Here is a 14,316-nt window from a genome sequence, read left to right as displayed (position 1 = left end):
GCGACCCACCAGCAATAGGGACAAGAAAGGGCGGCTGGTGCCGCCCTTTCAGTGTGAGGTCGGCTTACTTGCCGAGAGTCTTGCCAGCTGCGACGTCAGCCTGAACCTTGGCCAGTTCCGGATCGGAAACCAGGCCGTACTGGGCGAGCGGGCCCTTGGCGCCAGCCAGGTCGTCAGACACGAAGAACTGAGCGAACTCCTGCAGACCCGGGATCACGCCGATGTGAGCCTTCTTGACATAGAAGTACAGCGGACGGGAGACCGGGTATTCGCCGGAAGCGATCGACTTGGTCGACGGAACGACGCCGTTGATCGTAGCGACCTGGAGCTTGTCGGTGTTGTTTTCGAAGAAGGACAGACCGAACACGCCGATGCCGTTCTTGTTGGCTTCGATGCGAGCGAGGGTCTCGGTGTAGTCACCGTCGATGTCGACAGACACGCCGTCGGTGCGCAGTGCAAGGCACTTCTTGGCAGCGCCCTTTTCATCGGCCTTCTTGAAAACGTCCAGAGCGCCGCTGTCCTTGCAGCCGTGCGCGATGACCTTCTCTTCGAAGACTTCACGGGTGCCGTGCTTGGTGCCCGGGATGAAAGCCATGATCGGCTGAGCCGGCAGCTTCGGGTTCACGTCAGCCCAGGTCTTGGCGGTGTTCGGGACAACCTTGCCGTCGACGACGACTTCAGCAGCCAGAGCCTTGTACCAGTCAGCCGGGGTGAAGGCGAACTTGTTGCCCTTGATGTCCGAGGCGAAGACGATGCCGTCATAGCCGATGCGGACTTCCATGATGTCCTTGACGCCGGCTTCGGCGCAGGCCTTGACTTCGCTTTCCTTGATCGGACGCGAGGAGTTAGCGATGTCGATGGTGTTTTCGCCAACGCCTTCGCAGAACTTCTTCAGGCCAGCGGAAGAACCGCCGGATTCCACGACCGGGGTCGGGAAGTCGGTGTTTTCGCCGAAAGCTTCAGCAACGATCGAAGCGTAGGGGAGAACGGTGGACGAACCAGCGATCTGGATCTGGTCACGGGCCTGGGCGACGCCGGAGACGGCGGTAGCAGCAACGGCAAGGGCCGCAACGCTGACGAGAGACTTGAACTTCACTTGACCACTCCCTTCGAATGTCAAGGTTTTTGGATCACCACCTGATCCCACTGGACCGGGCGATGGGCGGACCTTAGGTCGCCGTGATGTGACTTGTATGACGGTTGAATATCAGTTTTATGACAATTTAGGCCTTTGATCGGAAAGTAGTTTTTTGCTTTCCAATGCTCGGAAATGCCAATTTTGTGACATTTCCTTACGCAGCGCCTCTCGCCCACTCCCTTGCAGGGAATGTCAGGGGCGAGGCACGCTGGCGTCGGCGTAAATCACTTGCCGGTCAGAACTGTCCCGATCTGGCCGAGCTGTTCCGCTCTGCTTTCCTCCGGGAGGGGAATGAGCCCCCTTTCCTTCAGATAGCCCGTCGCGCCCCAGGCCTGATCGCGCGTCAGTTCGCGCAGGTATTCCCTCAGCCCGGGCACTTCGCCCGCATGCTCTGCCTTCACATAGACAAACAGCGGCCGCGACAACGGATAGCTGCCATTGGCAATATTTGCGAAGTCCGGAGCAATGCCCTGGATCAGCGCCCCCTTCAAATGACTGCTGTTTCGGCTGAGGAACGAATAGCCGAAGATCCCAACGGCCTTCGGATTGGCATCTAGGATCTGGACGATCAGATCGTCATTCTCGCCGGTATCGAGAAACGCCCCATCCTCGCGAATGGCATGACAGGCTTTGCCCTGCAGCCCAAGCGCCTTGGCATCCTTTAGCTTGGCGCAGCCGCCCTCCATGGCCATTTCCATGAAGGCGTCACGGGTTCCCGATGTCGGCGGTGGCCCCAGGACTTCAATCGGGTTGTCGGGCAGCGCTTTGTCGATGTCTGCCCAGGACTTGTAAGGATTGTCGACGAGCTTGCCGTTGACGGGAACCTTCGCCGCGAGCGCCAGGAACAGCTGCTCGAGCGAGAGGTTGAAGTCCGGGCCGTCGCGGAAGCCGGCGACCACGATCCCGTCAAATCCGATCTTCAACTCGACCGGAGTTACACCATTGGCCGCGCAGGTCTTGGCCTCCGATGACTTCATGGCGCGCGAGGCATTGGTGATGTCCGGTGTCTGCGGGCCTGTGCCGGCGCAGAACAGCTCCATGCCACCGCCTGTGCCCGTGGACTCGACAACCGGGGTCATGAAATTGCCCGTCATGCCGATGCGCTCGGCGACGGCCTTGGCAAAGGGAAACACCGTCGAGGAGCCGACAATCTGCAGCTGGTCACGACCGAAGGCCTGTGCCTGTTGCGTCAGGGACAGGCCCATGAGCGCGATGAGCCCAAGCTTCACACCTGCTGTCACAGCCATCTGGACCTCCTGCCTGCCGGTTTCGCACGCAACAGTTATCGGAGATGCTTGAGAGTAATGTGACAGGTCCGGGCTTTTTGCTTAGCTGGCAACACGTGTCGCCTGACGATCTGGAACCGCGACGGCAGGTTCCGGGAATGTGACAGCAAACTTTGCGCCTTCTCCGGGCTTGCTTTCGATGTCGAGCCGGGCGCGGTGACGGGTCAGGATGTGCTTCACGATTGCGAGCCCCAGCCCGGTACCCTTCATGGCGCGGCTTGATGCGACATCTACCCGATAGAAACGCTCTGTCAGTCGCGGCAGATGCTCGGGTGCGATGCCTTCGCCGTAGTCGCGAACCGAGAGGCACCAGCCACTCGGCTTGCCTTCCTCGATGGTCACGTCGATGCGGTTGCCGGTACTGCCGTACTTGAGGCCGTTCTCGATCAGGTTTTCGGCAACCTGGATCAGTTCGTCCCGGTCTCCGCGCACCAGAACCTCCCCTTTGGGTGCCGTCAGCGCGATCTCCAGCTCCAGCTCCCGCGCCAGCGGCGACAGGGCGTCCATGGTGTGACGGACGATCTCCGCCAGATCCACTTGTGTGTCCGGGCGCACATGGGCCTTCAATTCGATGCGTGACAGCGACAGGATATCGTCGATCAGACGCCGCATGCGGTTCGCCTGGTCAAGCATGATCCCGAGAAAGCGCTCGCGCGCCACGGCGTCATCCTTTGCAGGCCCCTGCAAGGTTTCGATGAAGCCAGTCAGGGAGGCAAGCGGCGTGCGCAGTTCATGGCTGGCGTTGGCCACGAAATCCGTGCGCATCCGTTCGAGCCGGCGCTGCTCTGTCAGATCGCGGATGACGACCAGCAGGAAATCGGGATCGCCGCCCGAAGCGGTCGAGCCATTGGCTGACGGCAGGTGGATCGGTGCGATACTGGCCTCGAACCAGGATTCGGTCGGCACCTTCTCGGCCCACTCGATCCGCTCAGCCGTGCCTTGCGAACGGGCCCGGTCGAATGCCTCCAGCAGCGACGGTGCACGAAGGCCGAAGGACACAGGGTCACCCGGCCGCACCGAAGCATAGCGCGATCGTGCGACTGCGTTGACGTAACGGGTGATGCCGCGGCCATCGACGAGGAAGCAAGGCAGCGACAGCGCATCGACGGTCGCCTTCATGCCCGTGCCAGGCCACATCCGCCGCTGGTTGCGCCGGTCCTCCGCTGGCGAGGCAAGTGCTGCGCTGTCACGGCGCGGTGCAAGCAGAGCGATCACGACCAACGCAGCGGCGGCAGCCACGGCAACGCTGGCCGGCATGCCGTAGACGGACGATGCAAGCCCAAGACTACCCGCTGCCGCGAGCAACAGCCATTTGGCGTCGCGCAGCTTGCGCAAGGGGGTTGCCGCAGCGCCAGCGCGGGCGGCGGATTCGGTCAGCTCGGTATTCTCGGCCATGGCACTCTCCGGCGCCTCCTCCCGGCGCATGAGACTGAAAGAAAATTGAACCGGCCAAATAACACGGGCCAGATGTCACTAGCGCGACAGACGGGCCCGTGATCCTCAACGCATGGTTTCAGCGACGCGACGCCATCGCGGTCAATCGGGACAGGCACAAGGGCCAGCCAGCAGGCGAAGCCATTGCAGCCCTGTAGTCATTTGCGCTTTCACCGTGACGGATGAAGTCCGTGTGCACGAGTTCCAGTCGCGTTGCATCCCCTGCATCGCGGAATGTCATCAGCACGCGGCTCGCCGCGGCCGGATCGACGACCGGCTGACGGTCCGGCGCGATCTGCCAGGCGATGCGCATGTAGAGGGGCTTTTCAATGGAGAGGACGGTGCCCCAGACGATTCTCTTGCCGCCGCGATCCTGTTCATAGCATTGGCCGCCAAGCCGGGGCTCGATGCCGATGTCGTCGAGTGTTTCGCCCAGGAACGTGTACTCGCGTGGCCACCAGGCTGCGAATCGTTCCACCACCAGCTCGAAGGCCTGTTGCCGCGGCAACGGCAGCACGACTTCAAGAGATATGGACTGTTCGGGATTGGACATGGTCTATTGCCGCCGGTTTCGTGTGAACGGGCCCGCAGACGGGCGTCTTTGCGGTCTCGAACCTATCCAAGGCACATTACCGATTCACGGCAGTTCGGCAATGGGCGCAGTCCCTTGACCTGCAAGTCCCTTTTCCCGCGACGTCCGTCCGGTTCCGGAGAGTTCCCGATGTCCAGGCTCGTGCATGATGTTGAGTTTGACCCCGCCTATGGCATTGCGGTGGAGATTCGCCCCGGCATCCGGCGGCTGACCGCCCGCAATCCCGGCCCCTTCACCTTTCACGGCACCAACACGTATCTGATCGGCACAAGTGACCTGACAGTGGTCGATCCCGGCCCGCAGGACGAAGAACACGTCGCAGCAATCCTGAAAGCGGCCGAGGGCGCCAGGATCAGCACGATTCTCGTCAGTCACACCCACAAGGATCATTCGCCAGCGGCCCCCGTCCTCGCAGCCCGGACCGGCGCGAAGATCCTGGGGTGCACGCCGCATCGCAGCGCGCGGGAGCTTGCGCTCGGCGAGATCAATGCCCTGGATGCCAGTGCGGACACCGAATTCCGGGCAGACGAGGAACTGGCAGACGGCGCGGAACTCAACCTTTCCGCGGGGCGCTTCGGTGTTGTCGCAACGCCCGGCCATACCGCCAATCATCTGTCCTTTGCCTTGCCGGATGAAAACCTGCTGTTTTCTGCAGATCATGTCATGGCCTGGTCCACATCCATCGTCGCCCCGCCGGACGGATCGATGCAGGCTTATCTCGATTCGCTCGACCGGCTGAGCGCGCGTGCCGAGACAGTCTACCTGCCCGGACATGGCGCACCGGTACGGGACGCCCGGACCTACGTGGCCGCCCTGAAGGAGCATCGGTTGCGCCGGGAAGCGTCGGTTCTGGCCGTTCTCACTGCGACGCCGCTGACGATCCCGCAGATCGTAGATGCCGTCTATCTCGGACTTGATCCTTCGCTGAAGGTGGCCGCCGCCCTGTCTGTCTTTGCGCAGCTCGAACGCCTCACCGAACTGGGCCATGTGCGTATCGACACGGGCTCCGGTTTGTCCGCGACATACGCCCGGTCACAGTGAAACCTTAGCCTTGCGGCGTCTCGTCTTCGTAGATTTCGTCCAGTTCTGCAGGGACAGGACCCGGCACGGCCGGCTTGCTGGACGGTTTCATGGATGGAAGCGGAACAGCGGTGTTGTCGGCCGCCTGCGGCGACTGACTGAGGAGGGGCAATTCCTCGACAACGGTGGCAGCAGCCTCTTCCGGCGTGACCGTCAGCTTGGCGATATCGCCATAGGCCTCGGTCAGGGTGTCGTCGAGCGCACGGTAGAAGCCACGGATCCGCCAGGCGTTGAGCCCAAGGTCGTGTCCGGGAAGGGCGCTGCTCGCGCGCACATCAAGCAAGGCCCCCGTGCGATCGGGGCGAATGCGGATCGTCAGGTCATTGGCAAGCGCAATGACTGGGAGACGCGTGGTCACTTCAACGAGCGTCGGCGCGTCGCGCATATCCGGCGCAAGTTCTGCCTTCAGCGACCATTGCTCCTTCTCGACGACGCGCAGGACAGCGGTGTGAAGGTCTGACGGAGTAATGCGAAAACGCCGAGAAACGATATCGGGATAGGCGCTGCGTTGCAGCAACTCGATATCGCCTGCAGGGCCGGTTGGCTGGACCGCCGCATCCCCGCGCAACGGCTCGGGAGGGTCACGCAGATCCGTGCTGACACTGGTCAAGGGTGGAAAGGCGGTTGAAGCTGCCAGCACCGCACCGGCAGGCAAAAGCATCAAGAGGCCGTAGAACAGCCCGCGCGCAGCATCCGCCACCCCCACACCGCCCTTTCGCCACCAGGCGATCAGGGCAAGGCAACTCATCAGCGCTCCAAGCAGCCCGAGGGTAACAGCGGCGACAAGCACGTTGGACAGGTCCGGCGCCGCAATCAAACCTGCGCGGAACCCCAGCACACCCGCCAGCAATGTCGGTAACCCAAGGGCGCCGATGAAGCGGGCGGCCCGGGCAAGCTCAGACCGTCGAACTGGGTATCTCTTGCGCAAGCAGACCTCTCCGGATGGCAGCCAGAGCCTCAGCCTTTCGCCCGGACGCGCTGGCGATGCCCTGACAGACCTGGACCGGTCAGACCTGAACTGTTCAACCGATCCCGGCCAAACCCCTGCTGATCCAGTCGCATGCAGCTACCCTATCGCAACGACATGCAAATGCCAGAGCGAAGGTGCCAGGTCAGGCTCCCATGGCATCGAGCCAGTCGAGCAGATCGTCGAGGCCGCCAAAGACGTGATCGGCGTGCGGCGCGAGCACATCAGCGCCGACAGTACCGGTGGTGACCGCAACCCGCCGCACACCAGCGTTCCGGCCGGCGTGCATGTCATGGAGGCTGTCGCCCACCAGGGCAATCTCGTGCGGCGCAAGTCCGGTCGCGCGGCTGAAGGCGAGGATCATGCCCGGTTCAGGCTTCGGCCCGTGTCCGCTATCGTAGCCATAGATCGCGGCAAAGCAGTCGGAAAGACCCAGCGCCTGCATTTGCGCACGGGCGGCCGCCTCGGTGTCATTGGTGGCAATGCCCAGCACATAGCCTGCCGCGTGCAGCGTGCGGATCGTCGGCTCGAGCGTTTCGAACGGAGCAAGGCTTTCCAGACCGAAGCGGAACAGATGCGCTTCCATGTCGGTCAGCAACTGGCGGGCATCCGAAACACCGAGGATGCGAGCCCAATCGTCGAGAACCGTGTCGTTCGCCCCTGCCACGAAGGGAGAATTCGGGTCGAACAATCCCCGTTCGAGGTCAAATCCACTGATGCGGGCGAGTTCCAGCTTCAGGTCGGCGTTGCCCCCTGCCATCGTTTCGATCAGGCGGCTGAACGCCGGTGACCAGGTCTGCTGGAAATCGATGAGGGTGCCATCCTTGTCGAAAAGGATCGCCTTGATCGCCGTCTGCGGGCGTGCGCTCATGTACCGTCTCCGGGGCGGCGATCCGGTTCACGGAGCGCCGCATCGTCTTTGTGGGCCCTGCTCCCGCGAGCAATCCCGACACATCTTCCTGCTGTCGGGTCCCGGGTAGCGGGCATCGGCTGCCGGCGACTCGATGCCGGACACGTGACACAGACATGACAAGGCCAATTGTGCAAGCCCAGCACGCCGAATCACGACGCGACATGGCTGACTGACGGCACAAGCCCGTGGATAGCCCCGATCCGGGCGCTGCACCGGCAAAAATTTGACCGCCGCAGCCGAATTGCATGCCTTTGCCCGTGTCACGCAAGTCGCCCGGATTGTCACCAAAGTTCAAGTCTGCAGCTCAACTTCGGTCTTTTCGCCGGCTTTGCTTCGGGATAAGGTTTACCTATCGTCATCCCTAACCGATGGCGAAGGGATCAGTGTTCTTTTTCAGTATTTTGCGCTGCAAACGAACACGCCTTCGGGGCTTCGGCCATATGGCCGCCGTATTCGCAGCGCACCTGATCTCGTGTTTAACGCCCCCAACACCGGATTTTCGTTCATGTCGAGCGCAACCGAAAAGAAACCTGCCCCTACCCCCAACCTCGCACAACATTACAAGCCGGTGGCCATCCAGGCCGTGTCGGCCGCCATGTGCGTGAAGGGAGCCGGTACCGCCAAGCGGTAACCGCCTCACCAGTGCCCCGGCGTCAGGCTGCGCTGCGGCCTGCGCCGGAGGGCGCTTTTTAAAACCAGTCGTCTGGTTTACTTTGCTGACAAATCAATAACTTCGGCTTGGCGTAGCGCCATTCCCATGCCATGGTCCGGCCAGTTGTGACAGCCGGCGGAGACCTTGGACATGATCATCGCCTATACGCCGACCACCAATGGCTTTGCCCGCTCGGAGGTTGCTGCCGGAAGCAGCATTCCGATGACAGCGGTCTGGATTGATTTGTTCAATCCGACCCACGAGGAACAGCTCGCCGCAGAGCACCTCATGGGCGCCGAGATCCCGACACGGGAAGAGATCGCCTCCATCGAGACATCCGAGCGTCTCTATGACGAACCCGGCGCGATTGTCATGACTGCCCTGCTGCCCATGGCGGCGCGCATGCCGGATCCCAAGCTGTCGTCTGTTACCTTCGTGCTCAGCGCAAAGCGTCTGGTCACGGTTCGCTACGGCGAACCGCAATCGATCATCAATTGCTCGCGCAAGGTCCAGAGTGACCCGTCCATCCCGCGCAACGGGCCGGGCGTTCTCTTTGTCATGCTCGACATCATCATCGACCGCTGCGCCGATGTCCTTGAGGAGGCCTCGGACGCCTTCGACAAGATGTCCGTGAAGGTGTTCGAGGAAGGCCTCAGCACCCGCAAGGCAGACAGCTATCGTTCGGCCATCCGCACGCAGGGCCGGATCGGCCTTCAGGTGGCACGCATGCACGATGTCTGTGCCAGCTTGCTGCGCCTGTTCCTGTTCCTTGCCAGCCGTGCGCCGCGTGTCGGCCTGACCGACGAACAGACGTCAGCCTGCAAGACCTATGGCCGCGACATCCAGTCGATCAAGGAACACGCTGACGCGCTCGACACCAAGCTGAGCTTCCTGCTGGATGCGACCGTCGGCCTCGTCAACCTCGAGCAGAACCAGATCATCAAGATCTTCTCGGTTCTCGCGGTGATCTTCATGCCGCCGACGCTGATCGCGTCGATCTACGGCATGAACTTCGAGGGCATGCCCGAGCTGAAGTGGGAGTATGGCTATCCCTATTCGCTCGGATTGATGGTGGTCTCGGTTGCCCTGACCTTCCTTTATTTCCGCATGAAGAAGCTGCTCTGAGGTCATGGCCCCAAAGCAGCCTTTTGCGACCCGTCAGGGATAGAGCCGCGTCTTGTCCCAGGCCGCCTCGCCGCTTGCGCGGGTGAACCGGACGCGGTCGTGCAGACGGAAGGGACGGTCGTGCCAGAACTCGATCTCCAGGGGCGTGATCCTGAGGCCCGTCCAGTTTTCCGGCCGCGGGATTTCGCCGAGGCCGAACTTGGCGGTGTAGCGGGCAACTTCCTTCTCGAGCGCAAAACGGCTTTCGAGCGGGCGTGACTGTTTCGAGGCCCAGGCGCCGATCCGGCTGCCCCGGGCGCGCGACTGATAGTACTCGTCCGCCTCCTGATCGCTCACCAGATCCACCAGCCCGCGCACGCGGACCTGACGACGCAGCGACTTCCAATGGAAGCACAGGGCAGCCTTGCGGGCCGACATCAGCTCGCGTCCCTTGGCGCTCTCCAGATTGGTGTAGAAGACGAAGCCGCGCTCATCGAAACCCTTCAAGAGCACCATACGCACATTTGGCAGGCCATCCGGGTCCACCGTCGCCAGGGCAACAGCGTTGGGATCGTTGATCTCCTTGGGCTCGGCATCGGCAAGCCATTTGGCGAAAAGGTCAAATGGCTCCGCTACTTCCGTGAAATCACCGTTTGTTAAGTCTTTTGCGGAACTGTCGTGGCTATGGGTCATAGGCTCGTTCGGCTGGTTTTGGGTGGGGTGCCCGGTCGCCGGCGATGCAGCGTGACCCGGGTGAGAAGGGCCCTTGGTGATGCGTAACCTTCCATATCCGCGACCGGTTTCCAAGCGTCTCGGGATGCTTGCGACGATTTTGTCAGCGGGCGCGTATCTTGGTGCCTGCGCCCAGATGGGTGGCCCCTTGGGCAACAGCGATGTCGTGGACATGTCCGATGTGACCGGCTCGATCGGGACCACCAGCGTGCCGACGCCCTCTGCTCCAGACAGCACGGCGCAGTCTTCGACCGCTGCCGATATCGACAGTTCCGACCGCCAACTGATCGCGCTGGCTCTGGCCAGTGCAGCGGGCCCCGGCAACGCACTCTCCGTGCCCTGGATCAATCCGCAAACCGGAAACTCGGGGACAATCACGGCCCTGACCGAGGAAGGCAAGGAGCTGCTTGGCTGTGTCGCGTTTCGCACCACGGCGAACACCATCCAGGGCGTACGGGCCTATGACGGCAATGCCTGTCGCGATGCCCGCCAGCAGCTGGCCGTGATCACACTGGCCGAAGCGACAAGATAACCCAACGTCATTTCAGTCAGTCCGGGACAAGCCCGATCTGGCACAACTCGGTCTCGCATCATATATGCCAGACACGTTAGAATGACTGGCAGACGCCTGCGCCGATCCCTCGGCGCGCCTGCCCTAGAAGCGGAAAAAACATGCGTGATCCCTACTCCGTGCTTGGCGTACCCAAGTCCGCGACCGAACAGGACATCAAGCGAGCCTTCCGCAAGCTCGCCAAACAGTACCATCCGGATCAGAACGCCAACAATCCGGAGGCTCAGTCCCGGTTTTCCGAAATCAATCAGGCCTATGAGATCATAGGCGACAAGGACAAGCGGCAGAAGTTTGACCGTGGCGAGATCGATGCCGAAGGCAAGCCGAAGTTCCAGGCGCATGGATTCGAAGGCTTTTCGGACTTCGACCCCTTCCGTGACGCCGGCGCCACGCGCGGGTTCCGCGCCTCGGGTGGACCGGCGGGCGGCGCGAGCGGTGGTGGCGGCTTCGACGACATCCTGAACGATATTCTCGGCGGCTTTGGTGCGCGCCGGGGGGGCGGACCGTCCGGAAGTGCCGGGGCTGGCGCAGGCCGCTCGTCGATGCCGCAGGGCGGCAAATCGGTGGATGTGCTGCTGCAGGTGACGCTTGAAGAGCTGGCCCGCGATGGCAAGGCGCGCGTCACGTTGCCTTCCGGCAAGACCGTCGACATGAAGATCCCGGCCGGAACCGAGGAAGGCGACAAGATTCGCCTGCGCGGACAGGGACACCCCGGACTGAACGGCGGCCCGGCCGGCGACGTGGTGGTTGAAATCCGGTTCCGCCCGCACAAGCTGTTCGAGGTCAAGGGCTCGGATCTGCATCTGAACCTGCCGCTGACGCTCTATGAAGCGGTATTGGGAGCCAAGGTGCGGACTCCGACGCTGGACGGCGCAGTGAACCTGACGATCCCGGCAGGATCCAGCGGTGGCAAGATCATGCGGTTGAAGGGCAAAGGCCTGCCAACCAAAACAGGCGGCCATGGCGATCTGCTCGTGCGCCTCGACATCGTGCTGCCGCCACATGGGGACGACGAGCTCGACACCCTGATGAAGGCCTGGCGCGAGATCACTCCTTATCCCGCGCGCGGTCCGGAATTCGACTGAGCACGAGGCTCCATAAACAGATCAGCCTGTCGCGGCAGTTGCCGTGACAGGCTTTTCCATTTTCAAATCAGGGCAAACCAGATCAGGTCAGATTCAGGCCTTGCCCTTCGACATGAAGGCCGTGAAGGCAGCCATCGCCTCGGCAGAGGACAGCCGGGCCGCAAAGAGCTTGGCCTCTTCATCCATCCACTGCAGCAGGTCAGTGCGATCGCCGCGCAGCAGATCGCGCGACAGCCGCATGGCCTCGACCGGCTTGGATGCGATGGCATGCGCCGTTGCAAGCGCGCGTGCTTCCAGCTGCTCCTCCGGCACCACGTGATTGACGAGACCTGCTGCCTGCGCCGCCTCTGCGCTGAAGCCTTCGCCAAGGCAAAGCAGCTCGAAGGCACGCTGGTGCCCCATAAGGCGCGGAGCCAGCAGGCTCGAACCGGCCTCCGGCACCAGCCCCAGGTCCACAAACGGGGACTTGATCAGCGTGCGCGAGCTGGCGAACACCATGTCGCAATGGAACAGCAACGTCGTGCCGACGCCAATGGCGAGGCCATCGACCGCAGCCACCAGCGGCTTCTGCGCACGCGCCAGAGCATCGAGAAACTGCAGCACCGGCATCTTGGCAAAGTCGCCCTTGCCGGCATGTTGCAAGAAATCGGCGATGTCATTGCCCGCAGTGAAGGCCCCGGGACTGCCGCAGATCAGGTGGCAGCGCACGTCGCCATCGCTGTCGCCAGTTTTCAGTCCCTCGGCCAGCGCCGTGTACATGTCGCCGGTGATGGCGTTCTTTTTTTCAGGGCGGTCAAAGCGCAGGACGTTGACGCCGCCGTCGCGGTGGATGCGGATCATCTCGGATACTCCTTGTGCGCTCAGGACGCCTGGGCCAGCGGGTCATAGGCAAGGATGCTGGCGGACGAGCCGGTCACGTCCCGGGCAAGGCCGGCCACCTCGGTCAGCATCGTCTCGGCGAAGAACCGGGCCAGCAGACGGCGATGCGCGGTTGCCTTTGCATCAACGTCCTGATGCAGAGCGCCCTTGGCAAGCAACGCCGCCCCAAGCGTCAGTCCGGCCAGGCGCAAATAAGGCGTTGCACCGGCCTGCGCCTCGGCAATGCGACCGTCAGCCAGTGCCTGCTGCATCCATCCGGTCGCCTCGGTGAGGTCCGCAATCGCGATCTCCAGCGGCTTGGCCAGGCCTGCGACGCCAGCGTCTGCATGGGCCTTCGCCGAGGACGCAATGGCCGAAAGCTCCTCGATGAAGCGCTTCACATGCGCGCCACCGGACAGCGGCAGCTTGCGCTGCACCAGATCGATGGCCTGAATGCCATTGGTGCCTTCGTAGATCGGGGCAATGCGGGCATCGCGCAGGTGCTGCGCCGCGCCGGTTTCCTCGATGAAGCCCATGCCGCCGTGGATCTGCACGCCGAGCGACGCGCTTTCAACGCCGAAGTCGGTCGACAGGGCTTTGGCGATCGGGGTCAGCAGACCGGCCCGGTCGCTCCAGTAGGTCTTGTCTTCGGCGGTCGTGGCAAGGCGCGCGCGGTCGATGGCGTGGGCGCAGGCGTAGCAGATCGCCCGTGCCACCTGCGTGCGGGCCTGCATGCCGAGCAGCATGCGCTTGACGTCCGGATGCAGGGCAATGGCGCTCATGCCTTCGCCGGTGTCACCCGGTGCCTTGCCCTGGCGGCGATCCAGCGCATAGGACAGGGCCTTCTGATAAGCCCGTTCCGACACACCCAGCCCCTGCACGCCGACAGCAAGCCGGGCGTTGTTCATCATGGTGAACATGCAGGCAAGGCCACGATTTTCCTCGCCGATCAGCCATCCCGTCGCCCCGCCTTCATCACCATAGATCATGGTGCAGGTCGGCGAGCCGTGGATGCCCATCTTGTGTTCAACGCCTGCGCAGCGCACGTCGTTGCGCGCGCCAAGGCTGCCGTCCGGATTGACCAGGAATTTCGGCACCAGGAACAGCGAGATGCCGCGCGTTCCGGCCGGTGCATCCGGCAGGCGGGCCAAAACGAGATGGACGATGTTGTCCGTCATCTCGTGCTCGCCATAGGTGATGTAGATCTTCTGGCCGAAGATGCGGTAAGTGCCGTCAGGATTGCGCTCCGCACGCGCCTTCAGGGCGTTGAGGTCGGAACCAGCCTGCGGCTCGGTGAGGTTCATCGTGCCGGTCCATTCGCCGGAAACGAGCTTCTCGAGATACGTGGCCTTCAGTTCCTCGCTGGCATGCTTTTCCAGCGCTTCGATGGCACCGACCGTCAGCGTCGGGCAAATGGCAAAGGCCATGGAACCCGAATTCCACATCTCCAGTGTGGCGATGTAGAGCATCAGCGGCAGTCCCTGTCCGCCATGCGCCGGATCAGCAGCGAGCCCGTTCCAGCCGCCTTCGATCCACTTGTGATACAGATCGGTCCAGACTTGCGGGATCGTGACCTTGCCGTCCTTGAAAGGCGTCCCGGTCTTGTCGGACATGGCGTTGAGCGGAGCGATTTCCTCGGCGGTGAAGCGCCCTGCCTCGGTCAGGATCGCCTCGACGAGGTCATCAGAGAGGTCTTCCATCCCCGGCAAGGCCCGCAATTCGGACAGACCCGCAACGTGGTTCAGAGTGAAGGCAATTTCGGACAATGGAGCGCGATACATCCGTTTCTCCCTAGATCGCGCGCTTCCTGCTTGACGACCGAAGGCTCAGCCCTCACAACGCCGCGCGACGTTTCTGATTTAAGGCGAACGTACAGACGTTTACGTAAACGTCAATACCGTTAC

14 protein-coding genes are annotated in these 14,316 nt (G+C 62.6%); 5 read left to right on the top strand and 9 right to left on the bottom strand.

What is annotated here, in order from left to right:
* Positions 1-64 precede the first annotated feature (64 nt).
* From OVA12_RS19350 to OVA12_RS19335, 4 genes are all read right to left on the bottom strand, one after another.
* On the bottom strand, positions 65-1,096 hold the full coding sequence (locus tag OVA12_RS19350) for a substrate-binding domain-containing protein (protein WP_268140212.1): 1,032 nt from the start codon (positions 1,094-1,096) through the stop codon (positions 65-67).
* Positions 1,097-1,362: 266 nt separating this feature from the next.
* Positions 1,363-2,385 (bottom strand): PstS family phosphate ABC transporter substrate-binding protein, encoded by a 1,023-nt coding sequence (locus OVA12_RS19345; protein ID WP_326493925.1) that lies wholly within the window; start codon positions 2,383-2,385, stop codon positions 1,363-1,365.
* Positions 2,386-2,466: 81 nt separating this feature from the next.
* The gene (locus OVA12_RS19340) at positions 2,467-3,819 is read right to left on the bottom strand and encodes an ATP-binding protein (protein ID WP_268140210.1); all 1,353 of its coding nucleotides are present in this window, start codon (positions 3,817-3,819) and stop codon (positions 2,467-2,469) included.
* A gap of 118 nt (positions 3,820-3,937) precedes the next feature.
* A complete protein-coding gene (locus OVA12_RS19335) occupies positions 3,938-4,411 on the bottom strand; it encodes an SRPBCC family protein (RefSeq protein WP_268140208.1) in 474 nt (157 codons plus the stop codon).
* Between the two features lie 168 nt (positions 4,412-4,579).
* Here OVA12_RS19335 and OVA12_RS19330 point away from each other — a divergent pair, with 168 nt between their 5' ends.
* Positions 4,580-5,491, top strand: a complete 912-nt coding sequence (locus OVA12_RS19330) for an MBL fold metallo-hydrolase (RefSeq protein WP_268140207.1) — start codon at positions 4,580-4,582, stop codon at positions 5,489-5,491.
* A 4-nt stretch (positions 5,492-5,495) separates the two neighbouring features.
* Here the strand turns inward: OVA12_RS19330 and OVA12_RS19325 are convergent, their stop codons facing one another.
* Positions 5,496-6,458: a DUF1499 domain-containing protein gene (locus OVA12_RS19325; RefSeq protein WP_268140205.1), complete on the bottom strand. Its 963-nt coding sequence runs from the start codon at positions 6,456-6,458 to the stop codon at positions 5,496-5,498.
* Positions 6,459-6,642: 184 nt separating this feature from the next.
* On the bottom strand, positions 6,643-7,368 hold the full coding sequence (locus tag OVA12_RS19320) for an HAD family hydrolase (RefSeq protein ID WP_268140203.1): 726 nt from the start codon (positions 7,366-7,368) through the stop codon (positions 6,643-6,645).
* Positions 7,369-7,633: 265 nt separating this feature from the next.
* Between OVA12_RS19320 and OVA12_RS19315 the strand changes: the two genes are divergently transcribed.
* Positions 7,634-8,041 (top strand): hypothetical protein, encoded by a 408-nt coding sequence (locus OVA12_RS19315; RefSeq protein ID WP_268140201.1) that lies wholly within the window; start codon positions 7,634-7,636, stop codon positions 8,039-8,041.
* 171 nt (positions 8,042-8,212) lie between these two features.
* Complete coding sequence (locus tag OVA12_RS19310; protein WP_268140199.1) at positions 8,213-9,187, top strand: magnesium transporter CorA family protein; 975 nt, start codon at positions 8,213-8,215, stop codon at positions 9,185-9,187.
* 33 nt (positions 9,188-9,220) lie between these two features.
* On the opposite strand, the gene pdxH is transcribed toward OVA12_RS19310, so the two are convergent.
* A complete protein-coding gene (pdxH, locus tag OVA12_RS19305) occupies positions 9,221-9,859 on the bottom strand; it encodes a pyridoxamine 5'-phosphate oxidase (protein ID WP_268140197.1) in 639 nt (212 codons plus the stop codon).
* 124 nt (positions 9,860-9,983) lie between these two features.
* Between pdxH and OVA12_RS19300 the strand changes: the two genes are divergently transcribed.
* Positions 9,984-10,430 carry an RT0821/Lpp0805 family surface protein gene (locus OVA12_RS19300; protein ID WP_268140195.1) on the top strand — a complete coding sequence of 149 codons (447 nt, stop codon included), beginning with the start codon at positions 9,984-9,986 and terminating at the stop codon, positions 10,428-10,430.
* Between the two features lie 140 nt (positions 10,431-10,570).
* The gene (locus OVA12_RS19295) at positions 10,571-11,554 is read left to right on the top strand and encodes a J domain-containing protein (protein WP_268140193.1); all 984 of its coding nucleotides are present in this window, start codon (positions 10,571-10,573) and stop codon (positions 11,552-11,554) included.
* 93 nt (positions 11,555-11,647) lie between these two features.
* Here OVA12_RS19295 and OVA12_RS19290 read toward each other — a convergent pair whose 3' ends face one another.
* Together OVA12_RS19290 and OVA12_RS19285 are read right to left on the bottom strand one after the other, a co-directional pair.
* Positions 11,648-12,394 carry a crotonase/enoyl-CoA hydratase family protein gene (locus OVA12_RS19290; RefSeq protein WP_268140190.1) on the bottom strand — a complete coding sequence of 249 codons (747 nt, stop codon included), beginning with the start codon at positions 12,392-12,394 and terminating at the stop codon, positions 11,648-11,650.
* Positions 12,395-12,414: 20 nt separating this feature from the next.
* On the bottom strand, positions 12,415-14,193 hold the full coding sequence (locus OVA12_RS19285) for an acyl-CoA dehydrogenase (protein WP_268140188.1): 1,779 nt from the start codon (positions 14,191-14,193) through the stop codon (positions 12,415-12,417).
* Positions 14,194-14,316 lie beyond the last annotated feature (123 nt).

The organism is Pannonibacter sp. SL95, assembly GCF_026672425.1.
GTDB lineage: Bacteria > Pseudomonadota > Alphaproteobacteria > Rhizobiales > Stappiaceae > Pannonibacter.
Note: the sequence above shows the minus strand (reverse complement) of the source record. Positions and strands in the feature narration are given on the sequence as shown.

Bases quoted from the DNA above. Each gene is read 5' to 3' on its own strand.
- OVA12_RS19335 (WP_268140208.1), bottom strand. From the start codon at position 4,411: ATGTCCAATCCCGAACAGTCCATATCTCTTGAAGTCGTGCTGCCGTTG.
- OVA12_RS19290 (WP_268140190.1), bottom strand. From the start codon at position 12,394: ATGATCCGCATCCACCGCGACGGCGGCGTCAACGTCCTGCGCTTTGAC.
- OVA12_RS19330 (WP_268140207.1), top strand. From the start codon at position 4,580: ATGTCCAGGCTCGTGCATGATGTTGAGTTTGACCCCGCCTATGGCATT.
- OVA12_RS19320 (WP_268140203.1), bottom strand. From the start codon at position 7,368: ATGAGCGCACGCCCGCAGACGGCGATCAAGGCGATCCTTTTCGACAAG.
- OVA12_RS19300 (WP_268140195.1), top strand. From the start codon at position 9,984: ATGCTTGCGACGATTTTGTCAGCGGGCGCGTATCTTGGTGCCTGCGCC.
- pdxH (WP_268140197.1), bottom strand. From the start codon at position 9,859: ATGACCCATAGCCACGACAGTTCCGCAAAAGACTTAACAAACGGTGAT.
- OVA12_RS19340 (WP_268140210.1), bottom strand. From the start codon at position 3,819: ATGGCCGAGAATACCGAGCTGACCGAATCCGCCGCCCGCGCTGGCGCT.
- OVA12_RS19285 (WP_268140188.1), bottom strand. From the start codon at position 14,193: ATGTATCGCGCTCCATTGTCCGAAATTGCCTTCACTCTGAACCACGTT.
- OVA12_RS19345 (WP_326493925.1), bottom strand. From the start codon at position 2,385: ATGGCTGTGACAGCAGGTGTGAAGCTTGGGCTCATCGCGCTCATGGGC.
- OVA12_RS19295 (WP_268140193.1), top strand. From the start codon at position 10,571: ATGCGTGATCCCTACTCCGTGCTTGGCGTACCCAAGTCCGCGACCGAA.
- OVA12_RS19310 (WP_268140199.1), top strand. From the start codon at position 8,213: ATGATCATCGCCTATACGCCGACCACCAATGGCTTTGCCCGCTCGGAG.